Origin of the sequence: Symbiobacterium sp., assembly GCF_040797425.1 — a bacterium.
Taxonomy (GTDB): domain Bacteria; phylum Bacillota; class Sulfobacillia; order Symbiobacteriales; family Symbiobacteriaceae; genus Symbiobacterium.
Genome location: NZ_JBFNEH010000065.1, coordinates 1 through 15,305, shown reverse-complemented (window position 1 = coordinate 15,305; position 15,305 = coordinate 1). Strand labels below are relative to the sequence as shown.

The following is a 15,305-nucleotide window of genomic DNA, read 5'->3' as shown; positions in this document are numbered from 1 at the left end:
AGACCGGCCTGGGCGAGCACACCATGGCCCTGATCGGCTGGACGGGCGACAACGGCGACCCGGACAACTTCCTCTACGTGCTGTTGGACAAGGACAACGCCGTCACGCCTGACGCCGGCAACATCGCCTTCTACGTGAACGACGAGGTGCACGACCTGCTCATCCGGGCCCGCCAGACCACCGATCAGGCGGAGCGCACCCGTCTCTACGAGGAGGCGCAGGTGAAGATTATGGAAGACGCACCGTGGGTGCCGCTCATGCACACCCGCGTGCCGATCGCCGTCCGCAAGGGCATCTCCGGCTACGTGCCTAACCCGACCGGCTCCGAGTCGCTGGCCAAGGTCACGCTGCCGTAACCGGCCCGGGCGCGGCCGCAGGGAACGGACGCGGCAGACGAACCGCATGAGGAGGGGGCGGCTCCGGGCCGCCCCCTTCGAGGAGGGATCGCTATCGCACGCTACCTCGCCAAGCGCATCGCCCTCGCCGTCCCCACCGCCGTGGGCGTGCTGGTGGTCATCTTCCTGCTGATGCGCGCCATCCCCGGCGACCCGGCCCGGCTGATGCTGGGCGAGCGGGCCTCGCCCGAGCAGGTGGAGGCCCTGCGGGTCCAAATGGGGTTGAACAAGCCGCTCTACGTGCAGTTCGGCGCCTTCCTGGCCGACCTGCTGCGGGGCGACCTGGGCACGTCGCTCCAGAGCCGCCAGCCCGTAACCGCCGAGCTGATGGCCCGCTACCCCGCCACGGTGGAACTGGCCATTTTTGCCATGCTGATCGCCTCCACCCTGGGGATTCTCGCGGGGGTGGTCTCCGCCGTCTGGCGGAACTCCGTTCTGGATTACGGCGTGATGGCGGCCGCCCTGGTGGGCGTCTCGATGCCGGTCTTCTGGCTGGGGCTGGTCCTCATGATGTACTTCTCGGTGCGGCTGCACTGGTTCCCCGCCGGCGGCCGGCTGGACGCCCGCATGGTCTGGGAGGGGGCCACGCAGTTCGTGGTGCTGGAGAGCCTCCTCCGGGGCCAGTGGTCCACCTTCGTCTCCGGCCTGCGCCACCTGGTGCTGCCGGGGGTCGCCCTGGCCACCATCCCGCTCTCGATCATCGCCCGCATCACCCGCTCCTCCATGCTGGAGGTGCTGAACCTCGACTACATCCGCACCGCCCGGGCCAAGGGGCTTCCCGGATGGCGGGTGAACTTCAAGCACGCGCTGAAGAACGCCCTCCTCCCCGTGGTCACCATCATCGGCCTGCAGGTAGGCCTGCTGCTGGGCGGAGCGGTGCTGACGGAGACGATCTTCTCCTGGCCGGGCATCGGGCGGTACATCGTGCTGGCCATCGGCGCCCGGGACTACCCGGTGGTGCAGGGGGGCATCGCGCTCATCACCCTGGCGATGATCCTGGTGAACCTGGTGGTCGACGTGATCTACACCTTCGTCGACCCGCGCATCCGCTACCAGTGAGGGGGTGAGGGGCCGTGAACCACACGCATACGCTCCCCGCTGCCGGCGGCCCGGGTTCGACCCCCTCCGCCGGTGCGGGCTACGCGCCGCGCACGGGCGGCCAGCCCGGCCCGGGGCCGCACCCCTCCGGCGACGCCGATTTCGCTCCCAGCGGATCGGGGCCGCTCCGCCGGTTCCTCCGCCACCGGGCGGCGGTGCTGGGCGGCCTCATCGTCCTCACGATCGTCCTGACCGCGCTGCTGGCGGACGTGATCGCCCCGTACGACCCCATCGAGGGCCGGCTGGTGGACATGCTCCAGCCCCCCTCCCGCACGCACTGGATGGGCACGGACGAGCAGGGGCGGGACATCTTCAGCCGCATCATCCACGGGAGCCGCATCTCCCTGCAGGTCGGCCTGGTGGCGGTGGGCATCTCGCTCACCACCGGGACCGCCATCGGCGCCATCTCCGCCTACTTCGGCGGCTGGCCGGACCTGGTGGTGATGCGCATCATCGACATCCTGCTGGCCTTCCCGTCGATCCTGCTGGCCATCGCCATCACGGCGATCCTCGGGCCGAGCCTGACCAACGCCATGATCGCCGTGGGCATCGTGGGCATGCCGGTCTACGCCCGGCTGGTGCGGGCCTCCGTGCTCTCCATCAAAGAGCAGGACTACGTCCAGGCAGCCCTCGCGGCGGGGGGCGGCCACGGGCGCATCCTCTTCCGCCACATCCTGCCCAACGCCCTCGCACCGCTGATCGTCCAGTCTACGCTCTCCATCGGCACGGCGATGCTGGACGCCGCCGGTCTCTCCTTCCTGGGCCTGGGCGCCCGGCCGCCGACGCCGGAGTGGGGGGCGATGCTCTCGGGGGCGCAGGTCTACATCCAGCTCGCCCCGTGGGTGGTCACCTTCCCGGGGCTGGCGATCATGCTGGCGGTGCTGGGGTTCAACCTGCTGGGCGACGGCCTGCGGGACGTGCTGGACCCGCGGCTCAGGCGGTGAACGGAAACGAACGCCGCCTGAGCCGCGGCGTTCGCGTTTTGGCACGGGGAAGATGACAAAAGCGGTACGGCGGAAGGGCAGGGGGCTGGTGCGTCAACTCCGAATATATGTCGCGCGAAAGGCGGGAAGGGAGGCGAGGGCCCGTGCTCAACGACCGGCGCGAGCGGTTGCTGCGGCTGCTCCTGGCGGCCAACGGACCGCTTCCGGCCGCGGAGATCGGCCGGCTGTTGGGTTACCCCGCGCGCTCCGTCCGTTACGACCTGGAGCTGCTCTGCGACTGGGTGGCGGCCCACGGCGCGCGCCTGGTCAGCACGGCCGGCGTCGGCTACCACCTGGAGGGGGACACCGACCGGGTCCGCCGGCACCTGGACCGGCTCATGACCGGCGGGCCGCCGCCCAGCGAGTACATCCCCTCGCCGCGGGAGCGGGTCCGCCGGCTCCTCCTCATGCTGCTCAGCGACGACGCGCCGCGGCGGCTGAGCGTGCTCGCGGACCGGCTGGGGGTCGGCAAGTCCACGGTGCACACCGACCTGGCCACCGCGGAGTCCTGGGCCTCCCGCCGCGGGCTGGCGCTGGCGCGCGGCCACGCGGGCATCTGCCTGCGGGGGGCCGAGCCCCACTGGCGCCGGGCCATCGTGGACCTGGTCGGTGAGCTGGCCGACGAGGCCCAGCTGGCCCTGCTGCTGGAAGAGCATCCCGACGCCGCACCGCTGCAGGCGCTCCTGCGGCCGCTGGTGCCCCGTGTGTCGTGGGGGCGGCTGGGCGACCTGCTGCGGGAGTTGGGCGCGCCGGAGCTGTCCATCTGCGTGGCGGTGATGCTCAGCCGCCTGCAGGCCGGGCATGCGCTGTCCTACAGCCCGGACCAGGTCTCCCGGGGGCTGTCGTCGCCCTGGGGGCGGGAGGCCCAGGCCATCTGCCGGGCGCTGGAGTCCCGCTTCGGCGTCCGCATCCCCAACACCGAGGCGGCCTGGCTTGCCCTGCAGCTGGAGGCGACCCGGGCGGTGAACCCGGCGCCGGGCAGGGACATCGTGCACCCGGCGGACCTGGAGCTGGCGGAGCAGATGGCCATTCTGGTGGAGACCCGGCTGGGCATTCACCTGCGGCAGGACCGGGAGTTCCTGGTGGGGCTGGCGCTGCACCTGCGGCCCATCGCCGAGCGGCTGCGGCGGGGGGAGGCGGTGGAGAACCCGCTGCTGGACGAGGTGCAGGCCAAGTACCCGGCCGCCTGCCTGGCCGCCCGGGACGTGGGGCGCGCCCTCTCCGCCCTTTGGGGGCTGGCGGTGCCGGAGCCGGAGGTGGGGTACCTGGCCATCCACATCGCCGCCGCCCTGGAGCGGGAGAAGCTGCGCCGCCGGCCGGTTCCCCGCGCCCTCATCGTGTGCAGCTCGGGCGTCGGCACCTCCGCCCTGCTCCTGACCCGGCTCCGGTCGCTGCTGCCGGAGGTTCAGCCGGGCCGCGTGGTGTCGGCCTTCCGGGTGCGGGAGGCGCTGGCGGAGGACCCTCACGACCTGGTCATCGCCACCTGCCAGGTGCCGCCCTGCGGGCTGCCGGTGGTGCGGGTCTCGCCGCTTCTGGGGGAAGACGACGTCGCCAGGGTCCGCCGCACGGTCCTGGCCCTGCAAACTGAGGTGTGGAGAGGTAGACAGCCCGTGTTGAGTGAGTTGCTGACCGCAGAGACGGTCGCCCTGGACGTGGAGGCGCAGAACTGGGAGGAGGCCATCCGGGCCGGGGGCGACCTGCTGGTGCGGGCCGGCCTGGCGGAGCCGCGCTACGTGGACGCCATGGTCCGGACGGCCCGGGAATACGGTCCCTACATCGTGCTGGGCCCCGGCTTCGCCCTGCCCCACGCCCGGCCGGGCGACGGCGTGCTCCGGCTGGGGATGTCGCTGGTCCGGCTGCGGCATCCGGTGCCCTTCGGCCACCCCGACAACGACCCGGTCCGGCTGGTGGTCTGCCTCGGGGCGGTGGACAACGAGACCCACCTGAAGGCGCTGATGGAGCTGTCTGAATTGCTTGGGAACCCGCAGTCGGTGGAGGCGCTGCTGACCGCCCCCAGCGTGGACGATGTGCTCCGGCTGATCCGGTCGGTCTCGGCGCCCCCGGCGGAGCCCACCCAGGGGGAGGTGACGTAGGTGGCCGCGCCGGATGTGGCGATGCTCACCGAAATGGCCCGGCGCATCCGCGCCCACGTGATCCGCACCGTCCTGCAACTGGGCAGCGGCCACCTGGGCGGGTCGCTGTCTGCGGCCGAGATCCTGAGCGTACTCTACTTCCACACGCTGCGCATCCGGCCGGAGGAGCCGGACTGGCCGCAGCGCGACCGGTTCATCCTCTCCAAGGGCCACGCCGCGCTGGCCTACTACGCCGCCCTGGCGGAGCGGCGCTACTTCCCGCCGGAGGAACTGGCCACCTTCGGCGCCCTGGGGTCCCGGCTGCAGGGCCATCCGGACATGCGCCGGACGCCCGGGGTGGACATGTCCACCGGCTCCCTGGGCCAGGGGCTGTCCGCCGGCGTCGGCATGGCGCTGGCCGCCCGCATCCGGGGGGAGGGCTGGCGCACCTACGTCCTGCTGGGCGACGGCGAGATCCAGGAGGGGCAGGTCTGGGAAGCGGCGCTTCTGGCCGGCGAGCTGCGGCTGGCGGGGCTGACGGCGATCCTGGACTTCAACCGGCTCTCCCAGACCCGCTCCACCACCGGTTCACACCCGCCCGATCTGCTGGCCGGCCGCTGGAGGGGGTTCGGCTGGGAGGTGCGGGAGGTGGACGGCCACGACCCCGGCGCCCTCGCGGCGGCCCTGGAGGCGCCGGCGGACGGGCGGCCGCTGCTGGTGGTGGCCCACACCGTCAAGGGGCGCGGGGTCTCCTTCATGGAGGGGCGGCCGGAGTGGCACTCGCACCCGCTGACCCCGGAGCAGGCCCAGCAGGCGCTGGCGGAACTGGGGGTGAGGCCGTGACGGTGGCGATGCGCGACGCGTACGGCGAGGCGCTGGTCCGGCTGGGGGAGCTGCGGCCCGACGTGGTGGTGCTGGACGCCGACCTGGGCAACTCGGTCCGGTGCGACGGCTTCGGCCGGCGCTATCCCGACCGGTACATCCAGGTGGGCATCGCCGAGCAGAACATGGTGGGCGTGGCCGCGGGGCTGGCGGCCTGCGGCCTGGTGCCGGTGGTCAACAGCTTCGCCGCCTTCGTGGTCTGCCGGGCCCTGGACCAGATCCGGGTCTCCGTCTGCCAGACCGGCCTGCCGGTGAAGGTGGTGGGCTCCTACAGCGGGCTCGCGGTCTCCAAGGGGGGCAGCACCCACGCCTCGGTGGAGGACATCGCCGTCATGCGGGCCCTGCCGGGCATGACCGTGATCGTGCCGGGGGATGCGGAGGAGGCCGCCCAGGTGACCCGCATGCTGCCGGAGATCCCCGGCCCCGTCTACCTGCGGCTCTACCGGAACGCGGTGCCCCCGGTGGTCCCCGCGGGGTACCGGTTCCGGCCCGGGAAGGCGGTCCTGCTCCGACCGGGGACGGACGTGGCCATCATCAGCACCGGCACCATGACCGCCCGGGCGCTGGAGGCTGCCGGCCGGCTGGCCGGGCGGGGCGTGGACGCCGCGGTGCTCCACGTGCCCACGGTCAAGCCGCTGGACGAGGAGGCCGTGGCAGAAGTGGCCGGCCGCTGCCGGGCGGTGGTGACCGCCGAGGAGCACAGCGTCATCGGCGGCCTCGGGGCCGCGGTGGCGGAGTGCCTCGGCGAGCGGCGCCCGATGCCGGTCCACCGGGTCGGCGTGCCGGACCGGTTCGGGGAGTCCGGCCCCGACGACGCCCTGCTGGCCCACCTGGGCGTGGATGCGGCGGCCATCGAGCGGCGGGTCCTGGCCGCCCTGGGGGATGGCGGGGCAGACGCAGGCGGCCGCCGCGTGGGGGGAAGTTCGGAAGCCTGATGGCAGAAGGGATACACCTGTCGGAGGTGTGCAGTGCATGAAGATCCTGGCCGTATGCGGGATGGGACTGGGAAGCAGCCTGATGCTGCGCATGCAGGTGGAAAGCGCTCTGAAGGATCTGGGGGTGACGGGGGTCTCGGTGGAGGTGGCCGACGTGGGCACCGCGGGCGGCGCGGGCGCGGACATCATCGTCACGTCGCCGCAGTTCGCACCGATGCTGACCAACGCCGCCGCCAAGGTGGTGGCCATTCAGAACTACATGGACAAGAAGGAGGTGACGGAGAAGATCAAGACGGCCCTGGACCTGCCGTAGCCACCCGGAGGCACTTCAGCGGATACATGGGGGGATGGTCGCATGGACTTCTTGATGGGTTTTGTGTCTGATGTCCTCTCGGTTCCGGCTGTACTCGTGGGTCTCGTGGCGCTTCTGGGCCTGCTGTTCCAGAAGAAGCCGGCCAGCGACGTCATCAGCGGCACGCTCAAGTCGATCCTGGGCTTCGTCATCCTCAGCGGCGGCGCGACCATGCTGCAGGGCGCCCTCGACTACATGGGCCCGCTTCTGGAGATCGGGTTCGGCATCCGGGGCGTGGTGCCCAACAACGAGGCCATCGTCGCCATCGCGCAGCAGACCCTGGGCACGCAGACGGCCCTCATCATGGTCTTCGGCCTGATCGCCAACCTGGTCTTCGCCCGCATCACCCCGTTCAAGTACATCTTCCTCACCGGCCACCACACCTTCTTCATGGCGGCGCTGCTCTCGGCCGTCCTCGGGAGCGCCGGGCTGGACGGCTGGCTGCTGGTGCTGACCGGGTCCCTGATCCTCGGCGGGCTGATGGTGCTGATGCCCGCCCTCGCCAGCCCCTACATGGACCAGGTGACCGGCGGGGCCGGGGTGGCCCTGGGTCACTTCGGCACGGTCGGCTACTGGCTGTCGGGGACCATCGGCAAGCTGGTGGGCAACCGGGAAGACTCGCTGGAGAAGTACCAGTTCCCCAAGGGGCTCCAGTTCTTCCGGGAGTCGGTGATCGCCACCTCGCTGGTGATGTTCATCATGTTCCTCATCGCCTCCCTGGCGGCGGGCAACGCGGAGACCCTGCGGCTCTCCGGCGGGCAGAACATGCTGGTCTTCTCGCTCATGCAGGCCGTGACCTTCGCCGGCGGCGTGGCCGTCGTGCTCTACGGCGTGCGGATGATCATCAACGAGATCGTGCCGGCGTTCAAGGGGTTCGCGGACATCGTGGTCCCGGACTCCAAGCCGGCGCTGGACTGCCCGATCACCTTCCCGTACGCGCCCACGTCGGTGCTGGTGGGCTTCATCGTCAGCTTCCTGGGCGGCCTGGTCTCCATGTTCATCATGGGCCTCGTGGGGCTGCCGGTGATCGTGCCGGGCCTGGTGCCGCACTTCTTCGTGGGCGGCACGGCCGGCGTGTTCGGCAACGCCACCGGCGGCCGGCGGGGCGCCATCGCCGGCGCCTTCGTCAATGGCATCCTCATCAGCTTCGGCGCGGCCTTCCTGCTGCCGACCCTGGGGGCGCTGGGCTTCGCCAACACCACCTTCGGCGATGCCGACTTCCAGCTGGTGGGCATCCTGGTCGGCGGGATCGGCAACCTGTTCAAGGGCTCGCCGTACGTCATCGCCGCCGTGCTGCTGGCCATCCTGGCCGCGATCCTCATCGTCGGCACGGTGACGCACAAGGGCTCCAGGGCCGGGCAGAAGGCGGCCTAACGCGAACGGCGTCCCCGTCCGGCAGACGGCTCGCTGTGGGATCCGCCCGCATCCGCACCGCCCCGGTGGATCCGGGGCGGTGCGGCGCGTGTCCAGGGTGTGGTCCGGGGACCGGGCCGTCGGCGGCCGGAAGAGGAATTCGTTGGCCCACCGGCCAATTGGTGCAGCAGACCATTGGTGCAGCAGACCATCTGGGCGGTCCGGCTGCGGGCCGCCGACACGTTCGCGAAAGGGGGGCCGCGTCCCGTGGTGCGCATTCTGCACCTGGCCGACCTGCATCTGGGATGGAGGCCGGCCTTCATGGCCCGGGAACAGGCGGAGGAGCGGCGCCGGCGGCGGGACGGCCTGCTGGCCCGGGCCGTGGACCTCGCCCTGGACCCCGGCCGGCGGATCGGGCTCGTGGTCATCGCCGGCGACCTGTTCGAGACCCACTGCCCCGAGGAGCCCCTGGTCGCCGCGGCCTTCTCCCAGCTCCGCCGGCTGGAGCAGGCCGGGATCCCCGTGGTGACGGTCCCGGGCAATCACGACGAGATCACCTATCCCAACTCGGTCTACCAGAGGCGCCGGGACGGCTGGCCGGGGCTGCTGGTGACCAACCCGCACCCGGTCCACGTGGCCACCATCGAGGCGCAGGGCGAGACCGTGCACCTGTACAGCCTGGCCTACACCGGCGGCGTCACCCAGACCCGGCCCGCCATCCGTCAGTTCCCCCGCCTCGACCAGCCGGGCCTGCACGTGGCGATCTTCCACGGCACCCTCGGCGAGGGGCTGGGCGACCGGTCCCTGCCGCTGGATCCGGACGCCCTCGGGCGGGCCGGCTACGATTACATCGCCCTGGGCCACATCCACAGGCCGTCCGAGGTGCGGCTGGGCCGGACCCTCGCGGTATACCCCGGCGCGGTCGAGGGCAAGGGGTTTGACGACCCCGGCACCCGTCAGTTCACCATCGCCTCCGTGGAGCCGGGGGGCGTGACGCTGGAGCGGGTCCCCGACCCCGCCGCACAGAGGGTGGCCGTGCACGACCTGGACGTCTCCCCGCTGCCGGGTGCCGCCCGGGTGGAGGCGGCCGTGGCGGCCCTGGCGGATCCCGAGGCCATCGTCCGGGTACGGCTCACCGGCACGGCGCCGGAACTGCTGGACGCCGAGGCCATCGAAGCTGCCTGCGCGCACCGGTTCTTCCACCTGGAGGTGGTGGACGAGACCGACGCGCTCTCCCCGGCGCTCCTGGACCGCTGGGCCGGGGAGCGGACCATCCTGGGCGAGTTCATCCGGCGCATGCGGAGGCGGATGGAAGAGGAGCAGGACGAGGACGAGCGGGCCATCCTGGAGGAGGCGCTGCGCCGCGGGGTGCAGGCCATGCGGAGGAGGTGAGGGCGGTGGCCGGCGTGATCTGGCATTCGGTGTCGCTGACCGGCTTCGGCCCGTACGCCCGCAAGGTGACCTATACCTTCCCCGCCGACTTCGGCGTGCTGGTGGCCCCCAACGAGTCCGGCAAGTCGACCCTGGTGGCCGGGCTGATGGCCGTCCTCTACGGCCTGCCCACGAGCAGCTCGCCCGAGGCCTTCGGACAGGCCCGCTACCGCCACCTGGGCCGGGCGCCCGCCTTCGAGGGCGAGGTGGATTTCACCGCCGCCGACGGCCTGCGCTACCACGTGTGGCGCGACTTTGACAGCCACCAGGTGGTCGTGACCCGGCACGGCCCGGACGGCCCCGAGCGCATCCTCCAGGGCGTACACAACCCCGGGGCCCGGCGGGGCAACCAGGAGTACGAGAAGCTGATCGCCCGCCTGGTCGGCCTCCCGTCCCGGGAGCTTCTCGCCGCCACCTTCTGCGTTACCCAGCCGCTGCCCGAGATGGACCAGGTGGACCAGTCGGTGCAGGAGCTGCTGGCCGGCGCGGGCGGCGGGCGGCCGCAGGAGGCCCTGGCGTGGTTGGAAGAGGAGGCCCGCAAGCGCACCCGGTATCCCGCCGACTACGGCATCCCGACGACCCTGCGGAAGGATCGGGAGCTGGAGGAGGTCCAGGCCGAGATCCGGAACCTGGCCGCCGCGATCGAGCAGGCCCGGTCGGCCGTGGACAGCTACCACCAGTCCGCCGGGCGTCTGCAAGAGGTGGAGGCGCTGCTCCGGGAGACGCAGCAGGAGGCCGGCCGGCGGCGGCAGGTGCTGGACGCCCTGCAGGAGTGGCAGCGGCTGGCCGAGCGGCGCCAGCAGCACCTGCGGCAGGTCAGCAGTCTGCAGCGCACGCTGGACGGCGCCCGCAAGGTGGCGGAGCGGCTTCACGAGGCGCGTGCCCGCCTGGCCCGCGACTGGCCCGAGCTGGCGGACCTGCCCGCCGACACGGGGGACCGCCTGCAGGAGCTGATCGGGCTGGAGGAGAGCCTCGCCCGGCTGGCCAGCGACCGCGCAAACCTGGCCCGGCAGCGCTCATCGTGCGAGCAGGCAGCGCAGGAGGCCGAGGCCCGGCTGCAGTCCGATTTCGGCGACGTGGCCGGGCGCCCGGCGCTGAGCCGGGACGTGCGGGAGCTGCAGGCGAAGGTGGCCGACCTGAAGCGGCTGGAAGCGGAGCTCGCGGAGCTGGCCGCCGAGGAGGAGCGCCTGGCCGCGCGGCTCTCTGCCCTCCCCGACTGGGGCCAGCTGGGCCGGCCGGCGGACGAGGCGGTGCGGCGCCTGCGCACGGCGGCGGACGAGGCGCTGCAGCGGTGGGAGCGGTACGAGCGGCTCCGGGCGAAGGTGCGGGAGACCGCGGCCTCGCTGGAGCGGTATGCGGTCTTCGCCGGGCAGCCCCCGGAGGTGCTGGAGCAGGTGCGCCGCTTCCGCGTGCTGGAGGCCGAGGCGAGGCGGCGGGCCGAGGTGGCCGCCGCCCGGGCCGAGGATCTGGACCGCCAGCTCAAGCGGGTCGAAGCCGAGGCGGAGCGGCTCCGGACGGAGTACGCCGCGGTGGCCGGGCTCGACGAGCGGGTGGTCGCCGCCGCCAGGGAGAAGGTGGCCCTCCTGGAGCAGCAGGACCGGGCCCGGGCGGACCTGGCTGAGGCGCAGCGGGAGGCCGGCGCAGCCCGGGCCCGCAGCCGGGGCGTCGCCGCGGCGGTCGGCCTGCTGCTGGGCTTCGGCATCGGCTGGCTGCTCGGAAGGGCCCTGATGGGCGGGGCGGGCGTGCCGGCAGCCGTGACCCCGGCGGTGGGCCTGGTCCTGGCGGTGGCCGCCGTCCTGGCGGCGCTGCTGGCCCTGGTCGGGTGGATCCTGGGCGGCCGGCTGGCGGGCGGCGAGGCGGCCCGGCGGGTCCGGACGCTCGAACAGCAGGTGCGGGAACTCTCCGCCCGGATCGGGGCGCTGGACCTCGGGCCGCTGGCGGCGGAACCCCCGCTGCGGCTCAATCTCCTGGCCCAGCAGTGGGAGGAGTGGCGCCGGCGTTCGGAGGCCCTGGAGGAGGAACGGCGTTCTCTCACGGGCTCCACTCAGGCGGCGGAACTGCGGGCCGCCTACGAGCAGGCCCAGCGGGAGCTGGAGGCGCTGGAGGCGCAGCTCCGGCCCTTCACGGCGCAGTTCGCCGACCCCGCCGCCGCGCTGGCAGAGTGGGAGACCCTGCAGCGTGACCTGCAGCGGGACCAGGAAGACCTGGCCGAGCTCTGCCGGGCGGAGTGGGGCCTCGCGCTCGAGGCGGGGTTTGGCGTGCCGACCCAGGCGGGTCGTGGAGTGCCGACCCAGACGGAGAATGCCGTCCCTGCCGAGACGGGGCATGGCGTGCCGACCCAGGCGCAGCATGGCGTCCCGGCCCTGTCCCTTTCCGATCTCTCCGGCCGCTGGGCCGAGCTGGCGCGGCTGGCGCAGCTGGCCGCGGCGGCCGGGATGGCGCCCGTGATGGCGCCCGGGATGGAGCCCGCTGGGGACCTGGCGGGGGCTGGCGCTCGTACGCTCGGAGACCTCGTCCGGTGGCTCCGGGCCGCAACGCCATCCTGGTGGGCGCAGGTGACCGCCGCCGCCGGCGAGTGGACGGCCGCCGACCGGCGCCTGGCCGAAGTCCAGACGGAGCGCCGGCGCCTCACGGAACCGGAGGCGGACGGGCGCACGCACATCGAACGGCTCCGGGAGGAGGTCGAGGCGCTGCGTCAGCGGGTGGCGCCCTTCAGCGAGCAGTCCGACCCGGATGAGCTCGAGGCTCGCGTCAGCGCAGCGGCGAAGCTGAAGGAGCAGGCCGACCAGGAGCGGGCGAAGGCCAAGACCCTGCAGGAGCAGGAGCGCCAGGTCGCCGAGCGCCATTCCGAGACGGCCCGGCAGGCAGACGCCCTGCGGAGCGAACTGGCGCCGGCCCTGGGTGCAGCGAACGGCGACGTCCGGGCAGCGCTCGAGCGCTGGCGGGCTCGGGAGCAGGCGCGGCGGCAGGCGCAGGAACTGGGGAAGGAGCTGAGCGGCATCCTCACCGCCTCCGGCGTGGCCACGCTGGAGGAGCTGGATGCCCGGCTGACCGCCGCACAGCTGGAGTGGGGGCGTGCCACCGACAGCCTCGAGGCGCTGGTGCGCGCGCACCCCGGGCTGCCCCCGGTGGACGAGGCGGACGATCCGTTGCGGGTGCAGAGCCGCATTGAGGCCCTGCGGGAGGAGCAGCGAGGCTTGCAGGCCAGGTTGCAGCAGCTGGAGGAGGAGCGCCGCACGTTGCGGGACCAGCTCCAGGACCTGGGCCGGGACACCATCAACGTGGCCGAGGCAGAGATGCGGCTGGCGGAGCTGCGGCAGAGGGAGCAGGCGCTGGTGCGGGAGATCCGGGCGCTGGGCATCGCCTACCAGGAACTGCGCGAGGCCGTGCGGGTCTACCGGGCGACCTACCGGGAGCGGCTGGAGGCGGCCGCGACCGAGTACTGGGCGGGCCTCACCGGGCGCACCGGGCGCCGGGTGCGGCTGAGCGACCAGTTCGCCGTCAGCGTGGTGGAGCCCGATGGGACGGTGCTCTCGCCGGCCCAGCTGAGCAAGGGCGCCCAGGACCAGCTCTACCTCGCCCTCCGGCTGGCCATCGGCGACCTGATCGCCGAGGAAGTCCGGTTGCCGTTCGTCTTCGACGACCCGTTCCTGAACTGCGACGAGGAGCGGCTGACGTACATCCGGGCGGCGCTGAGCCGCCTCGCCGAGGAGCGGCAGGTGCTGCTCCTGAGCCACCGGGCGGATTTCGCCGCCTGGGGATCGCCGGTGGTGGCGGGGTGAGTTCGTTGACGGCGGCTGGGGGCGGTTGGCGAAGGCCGAAGCCCCCCGCGGCACGCGACGGAGGATGCGGGCGAGCGGGGGCGCCGTGGGGCTCAACTATCGCGACACCCATGGTTCGACTACAAACTTCAGGTAGGGAACCGGCGGCGGGGATGGTACTCCGCCGCCTTATGCGCTGTTCTTGGCAATTGTTGACGGCGGCCAGGCGCAGTTGGCAGCCCGCGATGCTCCGCAGCGGGTGAGGGGCGCAAGGCGCTGCGGCACTTACCGAGGCGGTCAACAGTGAACGCCAACGCGCCATCGCGAAGGTCGCCGTCACCATAGATAAGAATGCTGGCGATGGGCGTGGCAACGGACCTGGGCAGTCGCACTGTCAACGGTTTGGACGCAAACGTTTAGGCGCGGGGGTGAAGGCCAGGGGGGACGAGGAGCTCCGCTGCCCTATGCTCTGTTCGTGGTCAGTGTTGACGGTGACCCGGGGACCGGGCGGCCGCCCGCGGCCTCAACGGCCACGCGATCGGCGTCGCCGAGATGGCCGGGGCCATCAACAGTAACTGCGAACAGAACGTACGCGCCCCGACGAGTGGGGGTGCGGGGCGCGGTGGCGATGGACCATGGACTTGACAGTTGCGTGGTCAACGGTTCATCCGTAGCGCAGGAGGAGGCAACGCACAGCAGCGCGGAGGGCCTGGCGAACGGGAAAGTAACGCAGAGCGGAACGAGGGCGGGGCGCACGGTTGGGTGCCAGGAAGAAAGCTAACGGGCGCTCACGGTCGTGAGCGCCCGCAACTACTCCGTGCAGGAACCGAGCGAGCTCAGTCACGCCTCCGCCTCCCGGGGAGAGCGCAGGCGAATGACGGTGAGATGGGCATACTCCGGGCGCTGCAACACCCGAGGGTACTCCCGCCGGTGGCGGCCGTGGGACTGCAGGGCCCAGAGGAAGAGCGAGTGCCGGCTGAGGAACTGGGTCCGGAAAGACTCACGATTCCCGTTCCAGAGTGCCTCCCTCCGTGCGATCCGCCGAAGGGTGCGGCGCAGGAGTCGCCACAGGACCAGAGGCAGCCGATAGTCCAGCCAGACCAGGGTGTCTGCCCGGCCCCAGGTGAGGTCCCGCACCTTGCTGTAGTTGCCGTCGCAGGTCCAGCGATCGCCAGCGGTGGCCTGATCCACCCGGGAGCGAAACTCGTCCAGGGGGATGGGCGTCCAGTTCGGACCCCAGTGCAGCGCGTCGACCTCGACGTGGGGGCAGCCCAGGCGCTCGGCCAGCCGGCGGGCCAGGGTGGTCTTGCCGGAACCGGACGCGCCGACTACCACGATGCGGCGTCCAACAGAGCGGAGTTCCTGAGGCATTAGCGGCAACCTCTTCGCCGAGCGGGCGGTCAATGGGGTCCGGAGCAATCGGCGGCGGAGACAGGGTTGAAGCGGGGCCTTCACAGCCCCAGGTGCAATCGACCGTAGCGAGACCCGCCAGGTGCAATCGACCGTAGCGAGACCCGCATGGAGAAATGACGGTACGGCCGGTGGAGATGTTCCAGCCAACGGAGCGATAGGCGCCAGGCAGGGGCCCGCCCACGGCCAGCAAGGAATCTTCCCCTGGGCAGGGGAAGCCCCGGGACACTGACGAAAGAAACAAAAACATGCAAATCACGAAAGGACGGAGCATGCCGTGCAGATGTTTTCGTTGGAAGGCCGCGTCGCCCTGGTCACCGGCGCCGGGCGGGGGATCGGGCGGGTCCTGGCCCTTGGCCTGGCCGACGCCGGGGCAGACGTGATTTGCCTGGCCCGGACCGGGGCCGAGGTGGAGGCTGCGGCCGAGGAGATTCGTGCCAAGGGCCGCCGGGCGATGGCGGTGACGGCAGACGTCACGAGCCAGGAACAGGTGACGGCCGCGGTGGAGGCGGCCATCGCCGAGTTCGGCAAAGTCGACATCCTGGTGAACAACGCCGGCATTAACATCCGCAAACCGGCCCTGGAGGTGGAGGAGCAGGACTGGGACCGGGTGGTCGCCACCAACCTGAAGGG

The 15,305-nt window shown here is 72.1% G+C and carries 11 protein-coding genes and 1 pseudogene; 11 read left to right on the top strand and 1 reads right to left on the bottom strand.

Annotated features, from left to right (window positions below; translation table 11 throughout):
• The 10 genes and pseudogenes from AB2385_RS15165 to AB2385_RS15120 all read left to right on the top strand — a co-directional run.
• Nucleotides 1-356: pseudogene (locus tag AB2385_RS15165) on the top strand (ABC transporter substrate-binding protein); the annotation flags it as partial.
• Nucleotides 357-449: 93 nt separating this feature from the next.
• Nucleotides 450-1,454, top strand: a complete 1,005-nt coding sequence (locus AB2385_RS15160; RefSeq protein ID WP_367655853.1) for an ABC transporter permease — start codon at nucleotides 450-452, stop codon at nucleotides 1,452-1,454.
• A 14-nt stretch (nucleotides 1,455-1,468) separates the two neighbouring features.
• A complete protein-coding gene (gene nikC / locus AB2385_RS15155) occupies nucleotides 1,469-2,437 on the top strand; it encodes a nickel transporter permease (RefSeq protein WP_367655851.1) in 969 nt (322 codons plus the stop codon).
• Between the two features lie 143 nt (nucleotides 2,438-2,580).
• Nucleotides 2,581-4,569 carry a transcription antiterminator gene (locus AB2385_RS15150; RefSeq protein ID WP_367655850.1) on the top strand — a complete coding sequence of 663 codons (1,989 nt, stop codon included), beginning with the start codon at nucleotides 2,581-2,583 and terminating at the stop codon, nucleotides 4,567-4,569.
• Nucleotides 4,570-5,391 (top strand): transketolase, encoded by an 822-nt coding sequence (locus AB2385_RS15145; protein ID WP_367655849.1) that lies wholly within the window; start codon nucleotides 4,570-4,572, stop codon nucleotides 5,389-5,391.
• Nucleotides 5,388-6,365, top strand: a complete 978-nt coding sequence (locus tag AB2385_RS15140; protein ID WP_367655848.1) for a transketolase family protein — start codon at nucleotides 5,388-5,390, stop codon at nucleotides 6,363-6,365. The genes AB2385_RS15145 and AB2385_RS15140 overlap by 4 nt, the downstream gene beginning before the upstream one ends.
• Nucleotides 6,366-6,402: 37 nt before the next feature.
• Nucleotides 6,403-6,678, top strand: coding sequence for a PTS sugar transporter subunit IIB (locus tag AB2385_RS15135; RefSeq protein WP_367655847.1), 276 nt, complete (start codon nucleotides 6,403-6,405; stop codon nucleotides 6,676-6,678).
• 42 nt (nucleotides 6,679-6,720) lie between these two features.
• A complete protein-coding gene (locus AB2385_RS15130) occupies nucleotides 6,721-8,091 on the top strand; it encodes a PTS ascorbate transporter subunit IIC (RefSeq protein WP_367655846.1) in 1,371 nt (456 codons plus the stop codon).
• A gap of 246 nt (nucleotides 8,092-8,337) precedes the next feature.
• Nucleotides 8,338-9,462 carry an exonuclease SbcCD subunit D gene (locus AB2385_RS15125; RefSeq protein WP_367655845.1) on the top strand — a complete coding sequence of 375 codons (1,125 nt, stop codon included), beginning with the start codon at nucleotides 8,338-8,340 and terminating at the stop codon, nucleotides 9,460-9,462.
• A gap of 5 nt (nucleotides 9,463-9,467) precedes the next feature.
• Complete coding sequence (locus AB2385_RS15120; protein ID WP_367655844.1) at nucleotides 9,468-13,283, top strand: AAA family ATPase; 3,816 nt, start codon at nucleotides 9,468-9,470, stop codon at nucleotides 13,281-13,283.
• A gap of 819 nt (nucleotides 13,284-14,102) precedes the next feature.
• Here AB2385_RS15120 and AB2385_RS15115 read toward each other — a convergent pair.
• Nucleotides 14,103-14,633 carry an AAA family ATPase gene (locus AB2385_RS15115; RefSeq protein ID WP_367655843.1) on the bottom strand — a complete coding sequence of 177 codons (531 nt, stop codon included), beginning with the start codon at nucleotides 14,631-14,633 and terminating at the stop codon, nucleotides 14,103-14,105.
• Between the two features lie 322 nt (nucleotides 14,634-14,955).
• Between AB2385_RS15115 and AB2385_RS15110 the strand changes: the two genes are divergently transcribed.
• Nucleotides 14,956-15,305 (top strand): SDR family NAD(P)-dependent oxidoreductase (locus AB2385_RS15110; RefSeq protein WP_367655852.1); only part of this gene is annotated, 350 nt, incomplete at its 3' end.